We start from the raw sequence: 20969 nt of genomic DNA, 5'->3' as shown, positions 1-20969 counted from the left end.
GCAATCGTCAGAACCTCCAGAAGATCGTGGCGCTTGGCATTACCCGTGCGCGGATCCGGAACCTCGGCAAAGCTCGCCGTGAACCAGGACATCGGCCTTCTCCTCTCAGAGCCAGGCCCTCATCCGAATCCATTCAACCAACAAATGCCAATTCAAATTCCCAAATGCGATCCCCCTGGCAAAATACCGCCGCGGGTCAGGCCGGCGGTTGCACGCAGCCGATATAGTCGCCCGATGCGCGGGCTCGCGCCTGGACCGTCTCGGCCATGCGGGAGAGCGAGCGCGACGGCTTGGCCGGATTGCGCCGGGTCGGCGCCGGCAGCGCCACGGCCAGGAGGGCCGCCTGGCGCGCCGACAGATCCTTGGCGCCGACGCCGAAATAATGGCGTGCCGCCGCCTCGACGCCGTAGATGCCCTCGTCCCACTCCACGACGTTGAGATAGATCTCGATCATCCGCCGCTTCGACCAGACTGCATCGGCATAAAGCGCCAACGGAGCCTCCAGCGCTTTTCGCAGGAAGGAGCGGCCCGGCCAGAGGAACAGGTTCTTGACCGTCTGCATCGGGATCGTCGAGGCGCCACGCGTCACCTCGCCGTCCATCGCCTCGTCGATCACCGTCGACATCTCTTCCCAGTCGATGCCGTTGTGCGAACAGAAGCGGCCGTCCTCCGACATCATTACCGAATGGACGAGGACCGGCGCGATGGCGTCGAGCGCCACCCATTCGCGCTGATAGGGGCGAAAGGTAAAGTGGTCGGCCAGCATCAGGGTGGAGACGGGATGCAGCGTGGGAACGGCGTAAAGCGGTACCAGGATCAAGGGTATCGCCACGAGAACGGCGAGAACAAAGCCCAACATACGAAGCAAGCGCCAGACCATTTCGAACTTGGCAACCTTCGCAAAGAGTTCTGGCGAGACGATCCCACCCGAGAAGCAGGCATTTACCTATCTGCGCTAAGCACGGTATGCAACTCGCCGTTCGACCAGAAGATGCCGATCCGATGAGGTGGACGCGGAACGGCAACCATAAGACGAGGAAGGAAACGCCGGATGAGCTCCAACGACGCCTTCGAAGCGAGGCTCAACGACTGCGCCAACACGATCACCGCGCTCTTGAAGGATATTCTCGGTTCGCATCGACTCGTCGTCGGCACACCGCATCGCCTGCTCGACGCGATCCGTCATGGTGCCTTGACCGGAGGCAAGAGGCTGCGGCCGTTTCTGGTTCTGGAAACGGCCAAGCTCTTCTCCGGCGACCGGCAGGCGGCCCTCGACGTCGCCGTCGCCCTGGAGTGCATCCACTGCTATTCGCTGATCCACGACGATTTGCCGGCGATGGACGACGACGACCTTCGGCGCGGCAAACCGACCGTGCACAAGGCCTATGACGACGCCACCGCCATCCTGGCAGGCGATGCGCTGCTGACGCTGGCGTTCGGGCTGATCGCCGACGCCGAATCGATGCCTGCGACGGCCCGTGTCGCCCTGATTTCTTCGCTGTCCCGACGCGCCGGTGCGTCCGGTATGGTCGGCGGCCAGATGCTCGACATGGCCGCCAAGGACCACGACCTCAAGGACATCGAGATTACCCGCATGCAGGCGATGAAGACGGGCGCCCTGCTGGCCTTCGCCTGCGAGGCCGGCGCCATCATCGGCAGTGCGGCGGATGACGATCGCGCCCGCATGCGGCATTTCGGCGAGGTTCTGGGGCTCGCCTTCCAGCTCGCCGACGACCTGCTCGACGAGACCAGCGATCCGCAAACCCTCGGCAAGGCCACGAACAAGGATCGCTCCCAGGGCAAGAAGACCCTCCTGGCATTGCACGGGATGCAGTGGACCCGCGACAAGCTCTACGATCTTGCGGAAGAGGCGGAAGGGCTCCTCCAGCCCTATGGCGAAAAGGCCAAGATCCTGGCGGAGGCGACCCGCTACATCACCCGGCGCGTACGCTGAACGAGCTTCGGCCGGCCGAACGCAGTATGAAAAAGAAGGGCGGCGCGTCCGGATCGCGCTGCCCTTCGTCTTGACCGTCATAGGTCGTCAGCCGACAGCTTCCCAGGCGCCGCTCTGGTCGGCCCGGTAAAAGGCGTCGATCGCCCTCTGGTTGGCGATCGAGCTTTCCAGCGTGAAATGGATCGCGTCCTCGCCGGCCGCCTTGCGGGCGAAGGCCTCCACTTCCAGCCGGTACTGGTTGGCGCCGCCGAAGCGGAAGACTTCGCCGTGCCCATGCGCCTGGTCCTCCAGGCGAACCGTGGCAAAGCCGTAGCCGCCGACGTTGAACGGCGTCTCCACTTCGATGAAGCCCTTGTCGCCGTGAAACACCATGACCTGGCGCGGCGCCATCTGCGTCGCCACGTAAAACGTCATGTCGAAATCGGCGAAGCGCAACCGGCAGTCGGCGTAGACGTCGGTACCGAAAGTCGGATCGCGCTCAATGCGGGCGATGGCCTGCAGCGGCTCCGCCTTGGTCGCAATGCGCGCCGTCACCACCGGATAGACGCCGATGTCCGGCAGGCCGCCACCGCCGAGTTCCGGCTTGTTGCGCATATTGTTCGGATCGACATTGTAGTAGGTGAAGGCGCCTTGCACGTGCTTGAGCGTACCGATGGCGCCGGCCTCGATCAGTTCGCGCACCTTGGTCCATTGCGGATGGTGCTCGACCATGAAGGCCTCGGAGACCAGCACGCCCGCCTTGTCGCGGGCTGCGACCAGCGGCTCGATTTCCGACGCCTTCAAAGCCATCGGCTTCTCGCACAGCACGTGCTTGCCCGCCTCGATCGCCTTCAGCGTCCATTCGATGTGCTGCGAGGTCGGCAGCGGAATGTAGACCCCGTCGACGACGTCGCTGGCCAGAAGCTCCTCATAGGAGCCGAAGGCATGCGGCGCGCCGAAGCGCGTCGCCAAGGCCTGGGCACGGCCGAGATCGCGGCTGGCGATCGCCGCCAGCACGCCGTTCTCGACCTCCATGATGGCCGGAATGACCTGCTCGCGCGCGATCTTGGCCGTCGACAGAATTCCCCAACGAAACATAGCGTCCTTCCCTCTTCGATCGGAGATCAGGCCCGAAGGCTGCCGCCGGTCGCCTTTTCGACCGCCGCGACGATCCGGCCCGAAACCTTTTCCAGATCCTCGTCCGTCAGCGTCTGTTCCATCGGCTGCAACGTCACCTCGATGGCGACGGACTTTCGACCTTCGCCGAGCGTTGCGCCGGCAAAGACGTCGAAGACGCGCACCTCGGTGACGAGCGCCTTGTCAGCTCCCTCCGCCGCCTTGAGAATCGCCTGCGCCGCAACGCTCTCGTCGACGAGGAAGGCGAAGTCGCGCCGCACCGGCTGGAACGCCGACAGCTTGAGCACCGGCTTGGTCCGCGTCGGCTTGACCTTGGGCTGCGGAATCGCATCGAGAAAGACCTCGAAGCCGCATAGGGGTCCGGCGACGTCGAGCGTCTTCAGCGTCGTCGGATGCAGTTCGCCAAACTCGGCGAGGACCACCTTCGGACCGAGCTTGATCTGCCCGGAGCGGCCCGGATGATACCAGCCGCTGGCCGGCGCCTCGACCGTCAGGCGCGCCACCGGAGCCCCGGCCGCCTCCAGCGCAGCCAGCGCATCGGCCTTGGCGTCGAACACACCGACGGGTGACGCGCCGCCGGCCCAGAAACGACCGCCGCCGTCCGGCTTGGCCGTGGCTCGGCGCACGCCACCGGCCACCCGGCGCTGACCGTCCGGCCTATCTGAGCGATACACCGCCGCCACCTCGAACAGCGCGATGTCGCCGAAGCCCCGCGCCGCGTTGCGGCCGGCCGCCGCGATCAGCCCCGGCAGCAGCGAGGGCCGCATGTCGGACATGTCCGCGGCGATCGGGTTCTCGAGCTTCAGCGCTTCCGACCCGCCCCCGAAGGCGGCCGCATGGGCCTCCGGAATGAAGGAATAAGTCACCGCCTCGACCATGCCGCGCGCGGCAAGCGCCCGGCGCGCGGCCCGGTCGCGGATCTGCGGCACGGTCAGGATGCGGCCGGCCACGGCGCCTGCCTTGGGCAGCGGCGCCGGCTCGATCTGGTTGACGCCCTTCAGCCGCATCACCTCTTCCACGAGGTCGGCCTTGCCGTCGACGTCCGGCCGCCACGAGGGCACGGTGACGTCGGCGGCATCGCCATCGACGTGAACGCCGAAGCCCAGCCGCTCCAGCAGCACGGCCTGTTCGCCGGGCTCGACGGCGAGGCCGGTCAGCCGCTCCACTTCCGAGAACGGCAGGCGCAGGGTCTTCATCTCGATGTCCCGGACGCCGGCGACGGTGCGCCTGCTCGGCGTGCCGCCACAGATATCGAGCACCATGCGGGTCGCCAGATCGAGACCCGGCTCCATGAAGGCGGGATCGACGCCGCGCTCGAAGCGATAGCGCGCATCGGTGATGATGCCGAGCGTGCGGCCCGCGCGGGCGATGTCGACCGGCTCCCAAAGCGCCGATTCGATCAGCACGTCCGTGGTCGTCTCGTCGCAGCCCGAATGCTCGCCGCCCATCACGCCGGCGATGGATTCCACGCCGTTCGCGTCGACGATCACGCAGGTGCCTTCGGGCAGCGCATAGGTGCGGCCGTCGAGCGCCAGCACCTCTTCGCCGTCTTGGGCTCCTCGCACGACAAGGTCGCCCTTGACCTTGGCCGCGTCGAAGACATGCAGCGGCCGGCCGCGATCGAAGGTTATGTAGTTGGTGATGTCGACCAGGGCGTTGATGGAACGCAGGCCGATGGCGATGAGCCGGCGCTGCATCCATTCGGGCGACGCCCCGTTCTTCACGCCCTTGACCAGGCGCAGCGCGAAGCCGAGGCAGGTCGGCGTCTCGACCCTGACCTGAACCGGACACTCGCCCTCGCCTTCGATCCGCTCCGGAACGCCCGGCTTCAGCGTGCCGAGACCGGAGGCGGCGAGATCGCGGGCGATGCCGACGACACCCGTCGCATCGGGTCGGTTGGGTGTCAGGCTGACATCGATCACCGGATCGGCGAGATTGGCGTAGTCGGCAAAGCGTTGTCCGATCGGCGCGTCTTCCGGCAGGTCGATGATGCCCGTATGGGCGTCGGACAGCTCCAGCTCGCGCTCCGAGCACATCATGCCGTGAGATTCGACCCCGCGGATCTTGCCGACGCCGAGCGTCGTGTCGATGCCGGGCACATAGGTGCCGGGCAGCGCCAGCACGCCGACGAGGCCGGCACGGGCGTTGGGCGCGCCGCAGACGATCTGCAGCGGCTTGCCGCCGTTGACCTCGGGGCCGGCCTCGACGCTCAGGACCTGCAGCTTGTCGGCATCAGGATGACGCTCTGCGGTGAGCACGCGGGCGATGCGGAAGGGCTGCATCGCCGCCTTGTCGTCGACCTCCTCGACCTCCAGGCCGATCATGGTGAGGCGCTCGACGATCGCCTCCAGCGACGCGTCGGTATCGAGATGGTCCTTGAGCCAGGAAAGCGTGAATTTCATCGGACGATTCGCTTGATAGGGCGGGTTCGGCGGAGCCAAACGGTTGCATCAGAAATCTTCGGGCGCCTCGGCCGCAAGGCTGCGAACCCGGGCGTTCGCATGGACGAGACGGTAGGTCAACAGGGCGACCAGCGAGAACACGACGCCCAGCAGAAGAGCGGCCGGCCAGCTCGCCAGCGTGCCGAGGGCAATCTTGGCAAAGAGCGCCGGCACCAGGACGCCGACGAAGAACGACGCGAGCGCCGCCGGCGTCGGCGGCAGCTTGGCATAGAGCACCGCGAAGAGCGCCACGGTGATCAACGCCACGAGGTAGCGGCCGACGCTGGCCAGCAGCATGAACAGGCTCTCGCCGACGAACAGCCATGCGGCAACGTCGCCGACGAGCTTGCCGATCACCGCGCCGACGAGCACGGCGATCGATTCCAGGATGATCATGCGAGGAGACATCTTTTGCTCAGTCTCTGCGTGTTTTGAAAAGCAGGCATATGGCCAAAAGCCGCCGGTCCTGGACTTGAAGAGCACCGAGGTCGGTAATGATCTGTCGAACCTGCTCGACGAGGTCCTTCGCTTCAGAGAAAGAAAACAGCATTGGATCCGGTGGCAGGTAATCGGCTCGCAGCCGTTCACTTTGAAGGCGAGCCACGACACTGCCAATTCGGCGGAGGTTGGGATTCTCTTTCAGCGGTGACTGGTTGAAGACCGTCTTGATCGGGCCATGATCAAGCGCCCGATAGACCCGCAAGTATTCCTCCGAACCCCTGCTGAGACCAGGCGCAAGGTTTCCGACACAGATTCTGGCTAGCGAATGAAAGACCGCATAATAGGCGGTGCTCACCGCGCGACGTCGGAAGGCTGAACTCTTTGGCCGTTCCGCCAACAGCGTTTCAGCAGCACTCAATAGGCGGTCGACCATCGTCTCCGGCATGGTCAATCCAGTTCGTCTTCATCCGTATCGTCGATCTCGGACGTCTTGGTACTTAAGAACACAAATCGACTTTCCCCGCGTGCCAGCAGCGTCTCCCGTATCGCATCGATGGCATCGATAACGGCCTTTGCCGGTACATGCCCGCGAACATCGACTGCCAACCGCAAAATCGGTTCGCCGTCAAAGTCCTCCTCAGCGCTAACGGAAACGCTTTGAAAGTCGTAGTCAGCGAACCGGTGACTCAACAGTTCGCGCGCGATCCGCTGTACGTCGTCCTCCGACATTCGCAATGTTTCGACAATTGCCATTTCCGATCTCCTCGCCTCGTTGCCGATAGCATCCTTGGCGATTTTAGCCCTACGCGCTCAAGCCTCCAAACAGCGTCGGCACGTCGAGCGGCCGGAAGCCGTAATGCTCGATCCAGCGCACGTCGGCATCGAAGAAGGCGCGCAGGTCCGGCATGCCGTATTTCAGCATGGCGATGCGGTCGATGCCCATGCCCCAGGCAAAGCCCTGATACACGTCCGGGTCGAACCCGACACCGCGCAGCACGTTGGGATGCACCATGCCGCAGCCGAGGATTTCCATCCAGTCGTTGCCCTCGCCGAAACGGATTTCCGAGCCCGACCGATCGCACTGGATATCCACCTCCAGGCTCGGCTCGGTAAACGGAAAGAAGGACGGGCGAAAGCGCATGTTGACCGAGGGAACCTCGAAGAACGCCTTGCAGAATTCCGTATGCACCCACTTCATGTTGGCGACGTTCGCGTGCGTGTCGACCACCAGCCCCTCCACCTGATGGAACATCGGCGAATGGGTCGCGTCGGAATCCTGCCGGTAGGTCTTGCCGGGAATGACGATCCGGATCGGCGGCTTCTGCGCCTCCATGGTACGGATCTGCACCGGCGAGGTGTGAGTGCGCAGCACCTTGCGCTCGCCGTTGGCATCCGGCTTCATGAAGAAGGTGTCGTGCATCTCGCGGGCGGGATGGCCCTCGGGAAAATTCAGCGCCGTGAAATTGTAGTAGTCGGTCTCGATGTCCGGGCCCTCGGCGACCGAGAAACCCATGTCCGAATAGATCGCGATGAGTTCGTCGATCACCTGGCTGATCGGATGGATGCGGCCCCGGCTCGCGGGAGCCGGACGCACGGGCAGCGTCACGTCCAGCGTCTCGGCCGCCAATCGGGCGGCGACCGCCGCCTCGGCCAGCGCCTCGCGCTTGGCCGAAAGCAGGCCGGCGACCCTGTCGCGCAGACCGTTGAGCTTCGGCCCTTCGGTGCGCCGCTCGTCGGGCGTCATCCGCCCCAATCCCTTCAGAAGCTCTGAGATCTGGCCCTTCTTGCCGAGCGCCGCAACGCGGATCGCCTCCAGCGCCGCTTCGTCCTGCGCGGCTTCGATCTCGGCGCTCAGCTTGGTTTCAAGGGTATCAAGGTCGGACATGGCGATATGATGCGATCGTTACGGATAATGGCGGATGTCTATAGCAGAGGCGCGGAACAGGCGAACCGAAAACCCGGAAGCCGAAACGAAAAAGGACCCGCTGGCGGCAGCCGGCGGGTCCTCGATGTCGACAAGCGCGGGCGGCCGGCTTAAGCCGCGCGCTTTTCTCCGACGGCGCGCTCAAACTCGCCCTCGAAGCCCGTGTCCTTCAGATAGGCGAGCGCCTTCTTGGCTTCCTCGCACAGGGCGGCGAAAGCCTCCGGCTCATGGATGGCGATGTCCGACAGGACCTTGCGGTCGACTTCGATGCCGGCCTTGTTGAGGCCGTCGATGAAGCGCGCATAGGTCAGGCCGTGCTCACGCACGCCGGCGTTGATGCGCTGGATCCAGAGCGCCCGGAAATTGCGCTTCTTGGCGCGACGGTCGCGCGTCGCATACTGTTTGGACCGATCGACGGCCGCCTTGGCGGCGCGGATCGTATTCTTGCGGCGGCCGTAGAAACCCTTGGCCTGCTTCAAAGTCTTCTTGTGCTTGGCGTGGGCGGTCACGCCGCGTTTCACTCGTGCCATGATAAAGCTCCTGAACTGATCGCGCTATGCGCCCGAGCGATGCATCCGGATCGGTCTGCCGTCTCGCTCGTCGATGTTGATTCCACGTGGACGTCCGTCGAGGCGCCAAGGCCTCGGAACGCCTGCGCTAGCGGTTGTAGGGCATATAGCTCTTGACGATCTTCGCGTCGGGTTCCGACAGGATCATCATGCCGCGCGCGTCGCGGATAAAGTCGTTGGAGCGCTTGATCATGCCATGGCGCTTGCCGGCCGGGGTCGCCTTGACCTTGCCGGTGGCGGTGAAACGAAAGCGCTTCTTGGCGCTTCCCTTGGTCTTCATCTTGGGCATTTTGCTCTCCTTGAGACGAAGGAGTCGCAAGATCCGCCACCAGCCGTTCGGCCGGCGGACGATTCATCTCTGGACGGGGTGGACCAGACGAAGCGATCTCGCAACAGCATTATGAGCCGCCACGGCATGCCCTGCCGGACGGCTCGTTGAACGCGAGGCGATATACCCGCGCTTGCCGCGCGGCGCAAGAGACTCTGTCGCCGGCGACGGACCGAGGCGGATCAGACCCCGCCAAACCGCCCGACGCGCCTACGAAGCGCGCCCGAAAACGGCGCGGAAGCCGGCTTATCTCACGAAAACCTCAGCAGGATTGGCCAGATCGAGCCTCCCGGTCCGGCCTCACACGGTCAGCCGCGCGGCGCAAGCACCATCATCATCTGACGGCCCTCGAGCTTGGGCTCGGCTTCGACCTTGGAGATCTCAGCCGTCTCCTCGCGCACCCGGTTGAGCAGCTGCATGCCCAGGTCCTGGTGAGCCATTTCACGACCGCGAAAACGCAAGGTCACCTTGACCTTGTCACCATCGTCGAAGAACCGGCGAACGGCCTTCATCTTGGTTTCGTAGTCGTGCTCGTCGATGTTCGGCCGCATCTTGATCTCTTTGACCTCGATGGTCTTCTGGCGCTTGCGCGCCTCGGCCGCCTTTTTCTGGCTCTCGTATTTCAGCTTGCCGAGATCGAGGATCTTACACACCGGTGGGGAAGCGGTCGGCACGATCTCGACGAGGTCGAGCCCGGCCTCCTCTGCCATGGCCAACGCATCCTGCGTGGACACGGCACCGTGATTCTTGCCCTCGACGTCGATGAGTTGCACCTGCGGCACGCGAATTTCGCGATTCGAGCGCGGCCCCTCCTTTTGGGCCGGCGGCGCACGGAATGGTCTGCGAATGGTCGTTGTCTCCCTGACTGTTGACGACACGCGGTTTCAAAAGCGAATAAACGCTCGCGCCCTCGTATTCGAGAAAACGGCGATACCGTTTTCGGGCATTCGGAAAGCGCTCGTTGTGCAATATAGCATGCATCTGCTCGATTTTCACGCACCCGAGGGGTGAAATCGTCATTCGGAGCCGGACGCCACGGATATTTCATCCCCGCCAAATCGAAAATCCGCTCGAAGTCTCAGGCTTGTGCGCCATTCGTGGGATGCAGCGTTCTTCTTGAAGACACGATCTCCCTGGGTACAAGTGACGCAATTCGAGGCATAAGCCCAACCGATCGCCCAATTCGAAAAGCAAGTGTCGCCAATGCCCGAAGCTTCTCACGACGCCCCGTCCTTCATCGAAGTCGGCCAAGGTGCGTCCCATCGCCGCCTTGCCTACAGGGCGAGGGCCGGAAAGGCCCCGACGCTGGTCTGGCTCGGCGGTTTCAAGTCCGACATGCTCGGCACGAAGGCGGAGCGCCTGGTCGGTTTTGCGGCCGAGCGCGATCTGGGCTTCTGTCGCTTCGACTATTCCGGCCACGGCGAATCCTCGGGCCGCTTCGAAGATGGAACGATCAGCCGCTGGCTGGAGGATGCCCGGAGCGTTCTGGACGAAGTGGTGCACGAGCCGGCCCTGCTGATCGGCTCTTCGATGGGAGCCTGGATCGCGTTGCGGCTCATCCAGACGTTGCGAGCGCACAGCGGGGGCGACAAGGTCGCCGGTCTGCTGCTGCTCGCGCCGGCACCCGACTTCACAAGCCGGCTGATCGAGCCGGCCCTCAACGCCGACCAGCAGCGCGCATTGGACAAGCAGGGATTCTTCGCCGTACCCACCGAATATGGTCCGGAACCGACGATCTACACGCGGGCGCTGATCGAGGACGGGCGGACCAACAGCGTGATGACCGGGCTGATCGAAACCGGCTGTCCGGTCCACATCATCCAGGGCATGGCCGATCCCGACGTGCCTTATAATCATGCGCTGGACCTCGTATCCCATCTTCCATCGGAAAGCGTGGTGCTGACCCTGGTGCGCGATGGCGACCACCGGCTGTCGCGAGATGCCGATCTCGCACGGATGGAGCAGGCGGTTGCGAATTTGCTGTCCACCATTCGTGGCGAGTGAGCCGCAGCGCCCACCCGTCGGATATCCAGGATCGGATAAGCTTTAAGGCCTATAGGCAGCGCGATGAACGTCGGGATTTCTCCCTACGCGTCATGAAACTGTGACAATGCCGTCACAGCGAAACCATATGCAGTTCGTGCATAGGAGCTTTACCGAAGTGGCTTAAGCGGCATGGCAACACCTGTTGCCAATTTGCAACGCTTACCAAAGACAGATCTCAACCTACTGATAAATAAGCCGTTTCTCCCACCGCTTCGCAACCGAGTCCTCAAAGACGGCAACTGAAAAGTTCCGTCGAACCTGACCCGGAGCGTGTTCTGGCGCATTTATCCTCAATTTTGAGGTTTGACTATTTATTGCGCCGCACCGAACATCGTTTCCAGAGACCAGGAGAACTGGACGGGGTGACGATGAGGGGATTACTTCGCGCGTTTGGCGCCACGGTGGTATTCGTCTGTAGTTTAACAGCAGCCGATGCCCGCGATGCTTCGATGACGATTGGCGGCGATGTAAAGCCTCCGCTCGGCCATCGCCTTTTCTGCCAGGTGAATCCGTCCGAATGCATTGCGACGGGTCCTGAAAGCAACCCGATCAAGCTCGACACCGAGTTGATGCGGACCGTGGCGGCGATCAACACGCGAACCAACGCCACGATCGAGGCCAAATCCGACCGCGAGATCTTCGGTGTTCGCGAATACTGGGCCTATCCCGATCGGGAAGGCGACTGCGAGGACTTCGTGCTTCTGAAGCGGCGCAAGCTGCACGAAGCCGGTATCCCGTTGTCGGATCTGCTGATCACCGTCGTTCGCCGCCCGAATGGCGAGGGCCACGCGGTGCTGACGCTGCGGGCTCAGCAGGGCGACTTCATTCTCGACAATCTCGACTGGCAGATCAAACCCTGGACCGAGACGCCCTACACTTATCTCAAGCGTCAGAGCTCGGTGGATCCGGCCCGCTGGCAAAGCGTGCAGACGGGTCCGGAAGTCCTGGTCGGCGCGGTCGACAAATAATACGAGGCCCTGTGTCTTGCGGGGGCCGGCGGCAGAGTGCACGCCGGCACCGGCCACTCGGGGGTCCCAGCAAGCTTTCGGGAAGCCGGTCAGGCTTCCCGGTGGGTCTCCAGGAAACGCATCAGAGCCGTCTCGGTGCGGCTGAGGCCTTCGCGCCGGCGCCCCTTCATCAGATCGGGATCGAGCGTGTTGTCCTCGTAGGCGACGATGATCGCCGGATGGACATAGGATGACCGGGCCACCGCCGGCGTGTTGCGCAGCACCTCGCTGACCGAGCGCATGGCCGCGGCGACGGCTCGCCGGCGTTTCGCCTCGCTCGTCGGCTGCGGGCCGGCCTCTTCGATCAGATAGCGCAGCGCCTCGGCCGAACCGCGGAAGGTTCGAAAGTCCTTCGCCGAGACCAGGGCGCCGTCGGCCGCCTCGTGCAGATAGTCGTTGAGCAGACTGGCGGTCAGCGTACGCTGCTTCTTCGACTGGCCGGGAAAGCGGAACAGCCGCTGCCCCTTTCCCTTGCGGATCCGCTTCAGAGCGTTGAGCAGCGGGCGATCGGCCACCTCGATGCGGTGCGTCCGGCCGGACTTGCCGACAAATTTCAGCACCGCCGACTTGTCGACGATCCTCAGATTCTGCTTGCGCAGCGAAGCGACGCCGCGCCCGCCGTCCGCCGCATATTTCTCGTGCCCCGGCCGCATCGCCTCCAGGTCGATCAGCCGGGCAGCGGCAGCCGAAGCCATAGCGCGGTCCAGCTTGCGCCGCCTCAGATCCTTTTCCACCCGCCGGCGAAGGCGCGGCAGGGCTCGTCCGAACCGCAGCAGGCGCTCGGTCTTGACCGCATTGCGCACATCGACCCAGCGGTCGTGGTAGCGATATTGCAGCCGGCCCTTCTCGTCCCGGCCGATCGCCTGGATATGTCCGGTCTCGTCGATGCAGATCTTGACCTCGGTCCAGGCCGGCGGGATCACCAGCGCCTTCACGCGCTGACGCAATCGCTTGTCGGAGATGGTCTCGCCATTGCAGAAGCAGATCGAAAAGCCCTTGCCGCGCTTCCTGCGCTCCACGTCGAAGCCGTTCGGGTCGACCATCGTCAGACCAAACCGCTCGGCATGGTACGCAAGACGCTTGTTCATGACGGGGGTGCCTCCTGCGCCGGGAGACAGCACAACGTGCAGCCGATCTTGCCGGTTCCCGGGTCGGAACCGGCGGATTTCGCAGGAGAATTTCCTCGAGGGTCACGTGGTCGTCGGGTGCTGCCGATCAGCGGCCGGGCGGGTCTCCGGGTTCAAGCTCACGCCGCGGCCGCCCGCTTTTCGCCGAGTCCGGTCCTCTCTCGCCATCGCCCTCGCCGGCCCGGGGAAGCTGTTTCGGCTTGGTCAGCGGCTCCGGCCGTACGACCCGCGTGGTCATCATGTGCGAACCGGCATAGATGCCTTCCACCTCCTGGAGATTGAGCCGTTCCTCGTCGCGCCGGCGGACGTCTTCGACGATGGCCTGGGCCAGAGCCGGTTCGGCGCCGAGCGCAGTCAGCACCGCGCCGCCGAAGGCGAGCGCCGATTCGACTGTCTCGCGCATCTCGTAGTCCACCCCGCGCGCCCTGAGCGACAGCGAGTGCCTACGATCATAGGAGCGCACATAAAGCCGGACATTGGGAAACTCGGAGCGAATCAGATCGACGATCCGGTCGGTGGTCTCGCGCTGATTCGTGCACACGGCGACGATCTGCGCCCGCCGGATGCCGGCGGCCTCCAGCACGTCGCGCCGCACCCCCGAGCCGAAATAGACCCGGAAGCCGAAGCTCGCGGCCGTGCGGATCTGGTTGGCCGACGAATCGATCATCGTCACGTCGATGCCGCTCGACAGGAGCACCTGGGCCACCATCTGCCCGAAACGCGAAAAGCCGATCATCAGAACTTCGGCGCCCGCACCCTCGAAGTCCTCGTCGAGCTCCTCCTCCTCCTCGTGGTCCTCGAACTGGCGGCCGATGAAGGTGGCGAGCGGCGTCAGCATCATCGACAGCGTCACCACGGCGATCAGCAGCGTCGCGGTCGCCTCGCCGAAGATCATGCGCGACAGGGCCGCCGAAAACAGCACGAAGCCGAACTCGCCGCCCTGCGGCAGAAGCGCGGCCACCCGCAGCGCCGTGGTCCGGGTCTCGCCGAAGCCACGCGCGAGGCCGAACAGGAGCAGCGCCTTCACCACCATCAGTAAGGGCGTATAGAGAAGAATAGCCGGCCAGTTTTCGATGACGGTCTCGAGATCCAGCGACAACCCCACCGCGATGAAGAAGAGGCCGAGGAGCAGGCCGCGAAACGGCTCGATGCTGACTTCCAGTTCGTGGCGATAGGACGATTCGGCCAGCATGACGCCGGCGATGAAGGCGCCCAGCGCCATCGAGAAGCCGGCGACCTCCATCAACAGCGCCGCGGCAAGCACGACGAAGAGCGCGGCTCCGATCATCACCTCGCGCGCGCCGGCGCTGGCAATCAGTCTGAACAGGGGATTCAGGAGAAATCGGCCGGCCAGCAGCAGAAACAGGATCGAGATCACCGAGACGACGATTTCCACGACGCCCACGACCGCGCCGTCCGACACCGGCGACACGAGCCCCACCATGGCCAGCAGCGGCACCACGGCCAGATCCTGCAGAAGCAGCACCGAAAAGGCCGCCTGGCCATGCTTGGTGTTGGTCTCTCCGGCCTCTTCGAGCAGTTGCAGGCCGAAAGCGGTCGACGACAGGGCCAGCCCGAAGCCGATGACGATGGCGGCCGCCCCGGCCTCGCCGAACGCCATCGCGATGCCGCTCAGAACCAGGCCGGTGATCACCACCTGCGCCAGGCCGAGCCCGAAGATCTGACGTCGCAAGGTCCACAGCCGGCTCGGCCTCAGCTCCAGACCGATGATGAAGAGCAGCAGCACGACGCCCAACTCGCCGAGGTGCAGCAGCCCGTCCTTGCCGCGGTCGATGAGCTGCAGGACCGGCCCCAGCATGATGCCGGCGAACAGATAGCCGAGCACCGTCCCCAGCCCGATCCGCTTGAAGACCGCGCCAGCGAAAACGCCGCTGCCCAGAAGCATCAGCGCGTCGACGAAAAGAGGCGCGACTTCTTCCACGTTCGAACCGGGTCACCTATGTTGTGGGCTTATTGTCCCAGACCATCCTGGACGCGGATGAGGGACCAACCCGTCCAGCCGCATCATAGATGGTCCAAACGTCATTTTCAGCAGGCAAGCACATGGATGAACAGACCGAGCGACTTCTCGGAGTGGCAAACCGTCTGATCGAGGCGGCCCGAAAGGCTGGAGCCGACACGGCCGACACCGCGGTGGTGCGCTCCGCCAGCCGCTCCGTCTCGGTTCGCCTCGGCGCGGTCGAAGAGACCGAATCAGCAGAAAGCGAGGACGTCGCTCTTCGGGTCTTCGTCGGCCGGCGCAACGCCACCGTCTCGGCCGATGCCAGCGTCGACGCCGCGCGGCTGGCCGAACGCGCCGTCGCGATGGCGCGGGTTTCGCCCGAGGACCCGTTCGCCGGTCTGGCCGATGCCACCCTCTTGTCGCAGCAATCGCTCGATCTCAACCTCTTCGACGCGACCGAGATCGCCAGCGACGCGATGCTCGAGGACGCGCTTGCCATGGAAGCGGCGGCGCTCGCCGTCCCCGGCGTCACCAACTCGAGCGGCGCAGGCGTTTCGGCGGGGTGGAGCGGCCTGGTCCTTGCCACGTCGACCGGCTTTTCCGGGAGCCAGCGGCGGTCCGGCTTTTCGCGCTCCGTCAGCGTGATCGCCGGAGAAGGCGTCAAGATGCAGCGCGACTACGATTTCGATTCGCGCATTCATTTCGCCGACCTCGACGCCGCCGAGGCGATCGGCCGTCGCGCCGGCGAACGCGCCGTCGGGCGACTCAATCCGGGCAAGGCGGCGACGGGGCGGATGCCGGTCATCTTCGATCCGCGGGTGGCACGCGGCTTCATCGGGCATCTCCTGGGCGCGATCAACGGCGCCTCGGTGGCCCGCAAGACGAGCTTCCTGAAGGACCGGATGGGCGACCTCATCCTGCCCGAGGGGGTCTCCATCGTCGACGAGCCGCTGCTCGAACGCCGCCCCGGCTCGCGGCCCTTCGACGGCGAGGGCATTCGCGGCCAGGCGCTGCCGCTGATCGAGGAAGGGCGTCTGCGCAACTGGCTGCTCGACAGCGCCACGGCCCGCGAACTCGGGCTTTCGACCAATGGACGCGCCTCGCGTTCGTCGTCGGGCGTCTCGCCGTCCTCGACCAACGTCGTCGTCACTCCCGGATCGAAGACGCCCGAGGCGCTGATCCGGGAAACCGGCCGGGGGCTCTATATCACCGAGCTGATCGGCCACGGCGTCAATCTCGTCACCGGGGACTACAGCCGTGGGGCCTCGGGCTTTCTCATCGAGAACGGCGAACTCGGTGCCCCGGTCTCGGAGTTGACGATCGCCGGCAATCTGAAGGACCTTTATCGTACGATGACGCTGGCCGACGATCTGGATACGCGATTCTCCATCGTCGCGCCGACGTTGCGGCTCGAATCGATGATGGTGGCCGGTGGGTGACGACGCCAGATCACGCGACGAGGATGATCTCGCCCTCATAACCGACGCGGCGCGCCAAGCGGCGGCCATCGCCCTGCGCTTTTTCCGCAACGATCCGAAGGTCTGGTACAAGGAGGGCCACTCGCCGGTCAGCGAAGCTGACGTGGCCGTCGACGCCTTCCTGGAACGGACGCTGGTGGCCGCGCGACCGCGATATGGCTGGGTGTCGGAAGAGACCGAACGCAGGCCGGGCGCCGGATCGCGCTTCTTCGTCGTCGATCCGATCGACGGAACGCGCTGCTTCCTGCGCGGTGAGGAAGCCTGGTGCATTTCCATCGCTGTTGTGGAAAACGAGCGGCCGGTCGCGGGTGTCGTCTACGCGCCGGTCAAGCACGAGGAACTGACCGCGAGATGCGGCGGAACCGCCCTATGCAACGGCAGCCCGATCGCGGTGACGCCGCCGCCCGAGACTGGCGTGTTGCGCCTCTCCGCCCCCGACCGGATGCAGCGCAAGCTCGATCATCTGCCCAGGCTCGACTTCCAGACGAACGCTCCGTCGCTGGCCTATCGCCTGTCGCTCGTCGCCATGGGCCGGCTCGACGGTACGCTGATCCGGGCCCGCGCCAACGATTGGGACATCGCAGCCGGAGACCTCATCCTGGAGCGCGCCGGCGGCCTGCTGATCGACGTCGAAGGACGGCAGAGGGTTTACAAGTTCGAAGGCAAGAGGCATGGCCTTCTCGTCGCTGCGGCGCGCCACGCCCTGGACGAGTTTCAGCACCTCGGCCGCCTCGTCGACGATGCGTGAGGTCCCGCCGGATGGAACGCTCCGGGCGATCCGGCCCTTGCAGATGGACTGAGACAGAGGCGAACAGCCGAAGCGGCCGGTCGAGGTCGTTCGGCTTCCTAAAAAGCGGAGACGGCGATGGCTGACGAACAGCAACCAAAGCAACTCTTGCATCTCGTCTTCGGCGGCGCACTGAAGAGCGTCGAGGGGATCGAGTTCCAAGATCTCGAGAAGCTCGACATCGTCGGCATCTTTCCGAACTACGACACGGCTCACAAGGCCTGGCGGGCCAAGGCGCAGCAGACCGTCGACGACGCCCAGGTGCGCTATTTCATCGTTCACATGCATCGGTTGCTGGACCCGGGCACCTGAGCGGATTAGGCGTTCAGCGTAGTAGATCATGATGGTGTCCGAGGAGCAGCTGAGCGGCCGCGACGTGCCGACCGATCCCCGCACGCGGCGCAAGTCGCCGACGAAGCGGCTATGGCGCCGGCTGCGTCGTCGCGGCAAGCGGATGCTGCGCTGGCACGTGACGACCGAGGTCGGTGCGTGGCTGATCTATCGTCTGCTTCTGCTGATCCGTGCCACGCAACGGATGGTCGAAGGGTCGAGCGACCACGAGACCGTCCTGGCTCGGCACCATCCCGCGATCGTCGGGATGTGGCACGGCCAGCACCTGCTGGCGCCTTTTTTCCGGCCCAATTCGCTTGCCTATGCGGCCCTGCTGTCGCGCAGTCGCGACGCGGAGATCAACGCTGCCATCGTCGAGCGATTTGGCATCGCGCCCATTCGAGGATCGGGTGGCCGCGTCCGCCAGGCCGCCGCACGCAAGGGCGGCACCAAGGCCTTGCTGGCCTTGCGCAAGGTGCTGACGGGCGGCACGGGAGTGGCGATGATTGCGGATATTCCAAAGGGCACCCCGCGTGACGCGGGGCTGGGCATCGTCACGCTCGCCCGCATTTCCGGCCGGCCGATCATTCCGGCGGCAGCGACCACCAGCCGCCGCTATGTGGTCCAGCAATCCTGGGACAAGACCACCGTGCCGTTGCCTTTCGGACGCATGGCCGTCGTGCTGGGCGATCCGATCTTCGTGCCGGCCGATGCCGACGATGCGCTGATGGAGGCCAAGCGGCAGCAGGTGACCGAGGCGATCGAGGCGGCCGCCCGGCGCGCCGACGCGCTCGTCGGAGGCCGCGCATGAGCAGCTTGCGGGCGCGCGGGGCGCTTGCCCTCTATCGCACGGTCGGGACGCTCGCCTACCCGCTGCTCGGGCCCTATATCGGCTGGCGGGCCTCGCGCGGTAAGGAAGACAAGCTGCGACGCCGCGAGCGGTATGGCTATACCGACAAGCAGCGGCCCGCCGATGTGCCGCTGATCTGGGTGCATGCCGCGAGCGTCGGCGAAACCGCGGCCGTCACACCGATGATCCAGCGGCTTGCCGAGGACTTCGCCCTGGTGATGACGACGGGCACCGTCACATCGGCGGCCCTGGTGCACGACAGGTTGGCCCAGGCCGTCCTGCACCAGTACGTGCCACTCGACCTCGGCCCGTCCGTCTCCCGCTTTCTCGACCACTGGCGCCCCGATCTGGCGATCGTCGCGGAGAGCGAGTTGTGGCCGACGACCCTGTCCGAACTCGGGCGCCGCGACATTCCCCAGGTGCTGGTGAACGCCCGCCTGTCTGACCGCTCGTTCCGGCGCTGGAAGGCGCTGCCATCGCTCGCCGAAGCGCTGCTCGAAAACCTGTCGCAGGTCGTGGCCCAATCGGAGATCGACGGCGAGCGCTTCCGCGTCCTGGGCGCTCCGGCCGTCACGGTCGCCGGCAATCTCAAGGCCGACGTGCCGCCGCCATCGGTCGATCCGACCGAACTGGCACCGCTTCAAAAGGCACTGGCCGGCCGGCCGGTCTGGGCCGCGCTGTCGACCCATGCCGGCGAGGAGAAGCTCGCGGCCAATATCCACCGGGCTCTCAAGAAGGATCATCCGGGGCTCCTCACCTTGATCGTTCCGCGCCACACCGCACGAGCCGACGCCCTGGAACGCGAGTTCACCAGCCATGGGCTTCGTGTCGTTCGCCGCAGCAAAGGCGACCTGCCGACGGCCGAAACCGACATCCTGCTCGGCGACACGATCGGTGAAATGGGCCTTTATCTGCGCCTGACCGAGATCGCCTTCATCGGCAAGTCGCTCGCCGCCGAGGGCGGACAGAACCCGCTGGAGGCCGCGATGCTCGGCACCGCTATCCTGTCGGGGCGCTATGTCCAGAACTTCCGCGACGCCTATCAGCGGCTGGTCAAGAACGGCGGTGCACGGCTGGTGCGCGACGAGGAAGGCCTGCGCGTCCAGGTGGACGGGCTGCTGAGCCAGTCGCAGATGCGCCAGAAGATGATCAGGGCGGCCGATGCGACGACCGCCGACATGCGCGGCGCCCTGGACCGCACCATGCAGGCGCTTCAGCCCTTCCTGCACCCTCTCAAACTGTCCTTCAGCCTGGGCGCGCGCGAGCCGCTGGGATTCGGCAAGTGAAAGCGCCGCCGTTCTGGTGGCATCCCTTCGGCTGGCAGGCGTCTCTGCTGGCGCCAATCGCCTGGAGCTACGGAGCGGTCGCACGCCGCCGACTGGACAATGGCCGTCGCGCCCACGTCGCCGCGCCGGTCATCTGCGTCGGCAACCCCACCCTCGGCGGCAGCGGCAAGACGCCGACGGTCCTGGCCCTCGGCCGCGCCGCGAAGCGGCTCGGCCTGCAGCCCGGCTTTCTGTCACGCGGCTATGGTGGCTCGCTCGAGGCGCCGACGCTGGTCAGCCGGACGCGCCATCGCGCCGACGAGGTCGGCGACGAACCGCTCATGCTGGCCGATGCCGGTCCGGCCGCCATCGCCGTCGACCGCAAAGCAGGCGCCGAACTTCTGTGCGGGCAAGCCGGTGTCGATCTGATCATCATGGACGACGGTTTTCAGAGCGCGCGTCTGGCCACCGACTACGCGCTCCTGGTGATTGACGGCATGCGCGGCCTCGGCAACGGCGCCGTCTTTCCCGCCGGGCCGCTTCGCGCGCCGCTCGACGCCCAGCTCGCTCATGCCGACGCGCTGCTGCTCGTGGGCGAAGGGCGAGCGGGCGAGCCGGTCGCCCGGATCGCCGCCGACCACGGCAAACCGTTGATCCGAGCGGCGATGCACCCGCGCGATCCAGACCGCTTTCGCGGCCGCCGCGTCCTCGCCTTCGCCGGCATCGGCGATCCGGACAAGTTCTACCGCTCGCTCCGCGCTGCCGGGGCCGATCTCGTCGAGACCCTCGACTTTCCCGATCACCATCGGCTTTCCGACGACGACATGCGCGCACTGATCGCGGCGTCCGAGCGCCACGGCCTGCAGCTCGTGACCACGACCAAGGACGCCGCCCGGCTGCACGGGGAAACCGGCCGAGCCCAAGCCCTGGCGGACCGGCTGGAGACCTTCGACGTGGATCTGATCTTTCACCCGGAGGCGGCGGCCGACGAGATCGTCCGCGCCGCGCTCGCGACGTTCGAACGACGCCGAGGCTGAGCGGCGTCTATCGCCCGAGGCGCTCGCGCAGCGCCGCGTTGGTCTCCAGCTCGCGCTTCAGGGCCACTTCGGCGTCGGCGTAAGGCTCCTGGAGGTCGACGCTCCAGTAGCGCAAGGCCTCCAGCGCGATCGCCTCGCCGGTGACCGCGCAGCGCACGAAGCTTCCGGGCCGCACGATCTCGAAGTCCCCGTCGAGATATCGCAGCTTCGCCTCGCCGCCGCTGTCCATCCGGTTCATCATCCGTCCTGCCTTCGATCGTTCGGGCGTTCGAGCCGTCTTCGCCCCGATAAGAAACGAAGTCAACG

Annotated in this window: 22 protein-coding genes; 9 read left to right on the top strand and 13 right to left on the bottom strand. The window is 65.4% G+C overall.

Annotated features, from left to right (window positions below; all coding sequences use genetic code 11):
- Window positions 1–196: 196 nt before the first annotated feature.
- Window positions 197–859 carry a monofunctional biosynthetic peptidoglycan transglycosylase gene (gene mtgA / locus SMD10_RS19825; protein WP_432757281.1) on the bottom strand — a complete coding sequence of 221 codons (663 nt, stop codon included), beginning with the start codon at window positions 857–859 and terminating at the stop codon, window positions 197–199.
- Between the two features lie 192 nt (window positions 860–1051).
- Between mtgA and SMD10_RS19820 the strand changes: the two genes are divergently transcribed.
- Window positions 1052–1954 carry a polyprenyl synthetase family protein gene (locus tag SMD10_RS19820; protein ID WP_331687466.1) on the top strand — a complete coding sequence of 301 codons (903 nt, stop codon included), beginning with the start codon at window positions 1052–1054 and terminating at the stop codon, window positions 1952–1954.
- An 87-nt stretch (window positions 1955–2041) separates the two neighbouring features.
- Here the strand turns inward: SMD10_RS19820 and SMD10_RS19815 are convergent, their stop codons facing one another.
- From SMD10_RS19815 to infC, 9 genes are all read right to left on the bottom strand, one after another.
- On the bottom strand, window positions 2042–3031 hold the full coding sequence (locus SMD10_RS19815; protein WP_331687465.1) for a Gfo/Idh/MocA family protein: 990 nt from the start codon (window positions 3029–3031) through the stop codon (window positions 2042–2044).
- Window positions 3032–3057: 26 nt separating this feature from the next.
- Window positions 3058–5472, bottom strand: a complete 2415-nt coding sequence (gene pheT, locus SMD10_RS19810; RefSeq protein WP_331687464.1) for a phenylalanine--tRNA ligase subunit beta — start codon at window positions 5470–5472, stop codon at window positions 3058–3060.
- Between the two features lie 48 nt (window positions 5473–5520).
- Window positions 5521–5919: a hypothetical protein gene (locus tag SMD10_RS19805; protein ID WP_331687463.1), complete on the bottom strand. Its 399-nt coding sequence runs from the start codon at window positions 5917–5919 to the stop codon at window positions 5521–5523.
- A gap of 7 nt (window positions 5920–5926) precedes the next feature.
- Window positions 5927–6397: a hypothetical protein gene (locus SMD10_RS19800; RefSeq protein ID WP_331687462.1), complete on the bottom strand. Its 471-nt coding sequence runs from the start codon at window positions 6395–6397 to the stop codon at window positions 5927–5929.
- 2 nt (window positions 6398–6399) lie between these two features.
- The gene (locus tag SMD10_RS19795; RefSeq protein WP_331687461.1) at window positions 6400–6705 is read right to left on the bottom strand and encodes a hypothetical protein; all 306 of its coding nucleotides are present in this window, start codon (window positions 6703–6705) and stop codon (window positions 6400–6402) included.
- 49 nt (window positions 6706–6754) lie between these two features.
- Window positions 6755–7837 carry a phenylalanine--tRNA ligase subunit alpha gene (gene pheS / locus SMD10_RS19790; RefSeq protein WP_331687460.1) on the bottom strand — a complete coding sequence of 361 codons (1083 nt, stop codon included), beginning with the start codon at window positions 7835–7837 and terminating at the stop codon, window positions 6755–6757.
- 149 nt (window positions 7838–7986) lie between these two features.
- Complete coding sequence (gene rplT, locus SMD10_RS19785) at window positions 7987–8406, bottom strand: 50S ribosomal protein L20 (protein ID WP_331687459.1); 420 nt, start codon at window positions 8404–8406, stop codon at window positions 7987–7989.
- Window positions 8407–8533: 127 nt separating this feature from the next.
- Window positions 8534–8734: a 50S ribosomal protein L35 gene (gene rpmI / locus SMD10_RS19780; protein ID WP_331687458.1), complete on the bottom strand. Its 201-nt coding sequence runs from the start codon at window positions 8732–8734 to the stop codon at window positions 8534–8536.
- A gap of 347 nt (window positions 8735–9081) precedes the next feature.
- Complete coding sequence (gene infC / locus SMD10_RS19775; RefSeq protein WP_331687470.1) at window positions 9082–9621, bottom strand: translation initiation factor IF-3; 540 nt, start codon at window positions 9619–9621, stop codon at window positions 9082–9084.
- 355 nt (window positions 9622–9976) lie between these two features.
- Here infC and SMD10_RS19770 point away from each other — a divergent pair, with 355 nt between their 5' ends.
- Entirely contained in the window at window positions 9977–10777 is an 801-nt protein-coding gene (locus SMD10_RS19770) for an alpha/beta hydrolase (protein WP_331687457.1), read from the top strand.
- A 356-nt stretch (window positions 10778–11133) separates the two neighbouring features.
- A complete protein-coding gene (locus SMD10_RS19765) occupies window positions 11134–11787 on the top strand; it encodes a transglutaminase-like cysteine peptidase (RefSeq protein ID WP_331687456.1) in 654 nt (217 codons plus the stop codon).
- Window positions 11788–11876: 89 nt separating this feature from the next.
- Here the strand turns inward: SMD10_RS19765 and SMD10_RS19760 are convergent, their stop codons facing one another.
- Together SMD10_RS19760 and SMD10_RS19755 are read right to left on the bottom strand one after the other, a co-directional pair.
- Window positions 11877–12914, bottom strand: a complete 1038-nt coding sequence (locus SMD10_RS19760; RefSeq protein WP_331687455.1) for a DNA topoisomerase IB — start codon at window positions 12912–12914, stop codon at window positions 11877–11879.
- Between the two features lie 127 nt (window positions 12915–13041).
- A complete protein-coding gene (locus SMD10_RS19755) occupies window positions 13042–14895 on the bottom strand; it encodes a cation:proton antiporter domain-containing protein (RefSeq protein ID WP_432757280.1) in 1854 nt (617 codons plus the stop codon).
- Between the two features lie 122 nt (window positions 14896–15017).
- Between SMD10_RS19755 and SMD10_RS19750 the strand changes: the two genes are divergently transcribed.
- The 6 genes from SMD10_RS19750 (at window position 15018) to lpxK (ending at window position 20663) form a co-directional block, all read left to right on the top strand.
- Window positions 15018–16355: a TldD/PmbA family protein gene (locus SMD10_RS19750; RefSeq protein WP_331687454.1), complete on the top strand. Its 1338-nt coding sequence runs from the start codon at window positions 15018–15020 to the stop codon at window positions 16353–16355.
- The gene (locus tag SMD10_RS19745; RefSeq protein WP_331687453.1) at window positions 16348–17142 is read left to right on the top strand and encodes an inositol monophosphatase family protein; all 795 of its coding nucleotides are present in this window, start codon (window positions 16348–16350) and stop codon (window positions 17140–17142) included. Before SMD10_RS19750 ends, SMD10_RS19745 begins: the two co-directional genes overlap by 8 nt.
- Window positions 17143–17259: 117 nt before the next feature.
- Window positions 17260–17493: a DUF4170 domain-containing protein gene (locus SMD10_RS19740; protein ID WP_331687452.1), complete on the top strand. Its 234-nt coding sequence runs from the start codon at window positions 17260–17262 to the stop codon at window positions 17491–17493.
- 28 nt (window positions 17494–17521) lie between these two features.
- Window positions 17522–18322 carry a lysophospholipid acyltransferase family protein gene (locus tag SMD10_RS19735; protein WP_331687451.1) on the top strand — a complete coding sequence of 267 codons (801 nt, stop codon included), beginning with the start codon at window positions 17522–17524 and terminating at the stop codon, window positions 18320–18322.
- Window positions 18319–19647 (top strand): lipid IV(A) 3-deoxy-D-manno-octulosonic acid transferase, encoded by a 1329-nt coding sequence (gene waaA, locus SMD10_RS19730; protein ID WP_331687450.1) that lies wholly within the window; start codon window positions 18319–18321, stop codon window positions 19645–19647. The genes SMD10_RS19735 and waaA overlap by 4 nt, the downstream gene beginning before the upstream one ends.
- On the top strand, window positions 19644–20663 hold the full coding sequence (lpxK, locus tag SMD10_RS19725) for a tetraacyldisaccharide 4'-kinase (RefSeq protein ID WP_331687449.1): 1020 nt from the start codon (window positions 19644–19646) through the stop codon (window positions 20661–20663). Before waaA ends, lpxK begins: the two co-directional genes overlap by 4 nt.
- Before the next feature lie 7 nt (window positions 20664–20670).
- Here lpxK and SMD10_RS19720 read toward each other — a convergent pair whose 3' ends face one another.
- Window positions 20671–20904: a DUF2093 domain-containing protein gene (locus tag SMD10_RS19720; protein ID WP_331687448.1), complete on the bottom strand. Its 234-nt coding sequence runs from the start codon at window positions 20902–20904 to the stop codon at window positions 20671–20673.
- Between the last annotated feature and the right edge of the window lie 65 nt (window positions 20905–20969).

It is taken from the genome of Consotaella aegiceratis, assembly GCF_036541425.1.
Taxonomy (GTDB): Bacteria; Pseudomonadota; Alphaproteobacteria; order Rhizobiales; family Rhizobiaceae; genus Consotaella; species Consotaella aegiceratis.
This window is presented reverse-complemented; position numbering and strand designations above follow the sequence as displayed.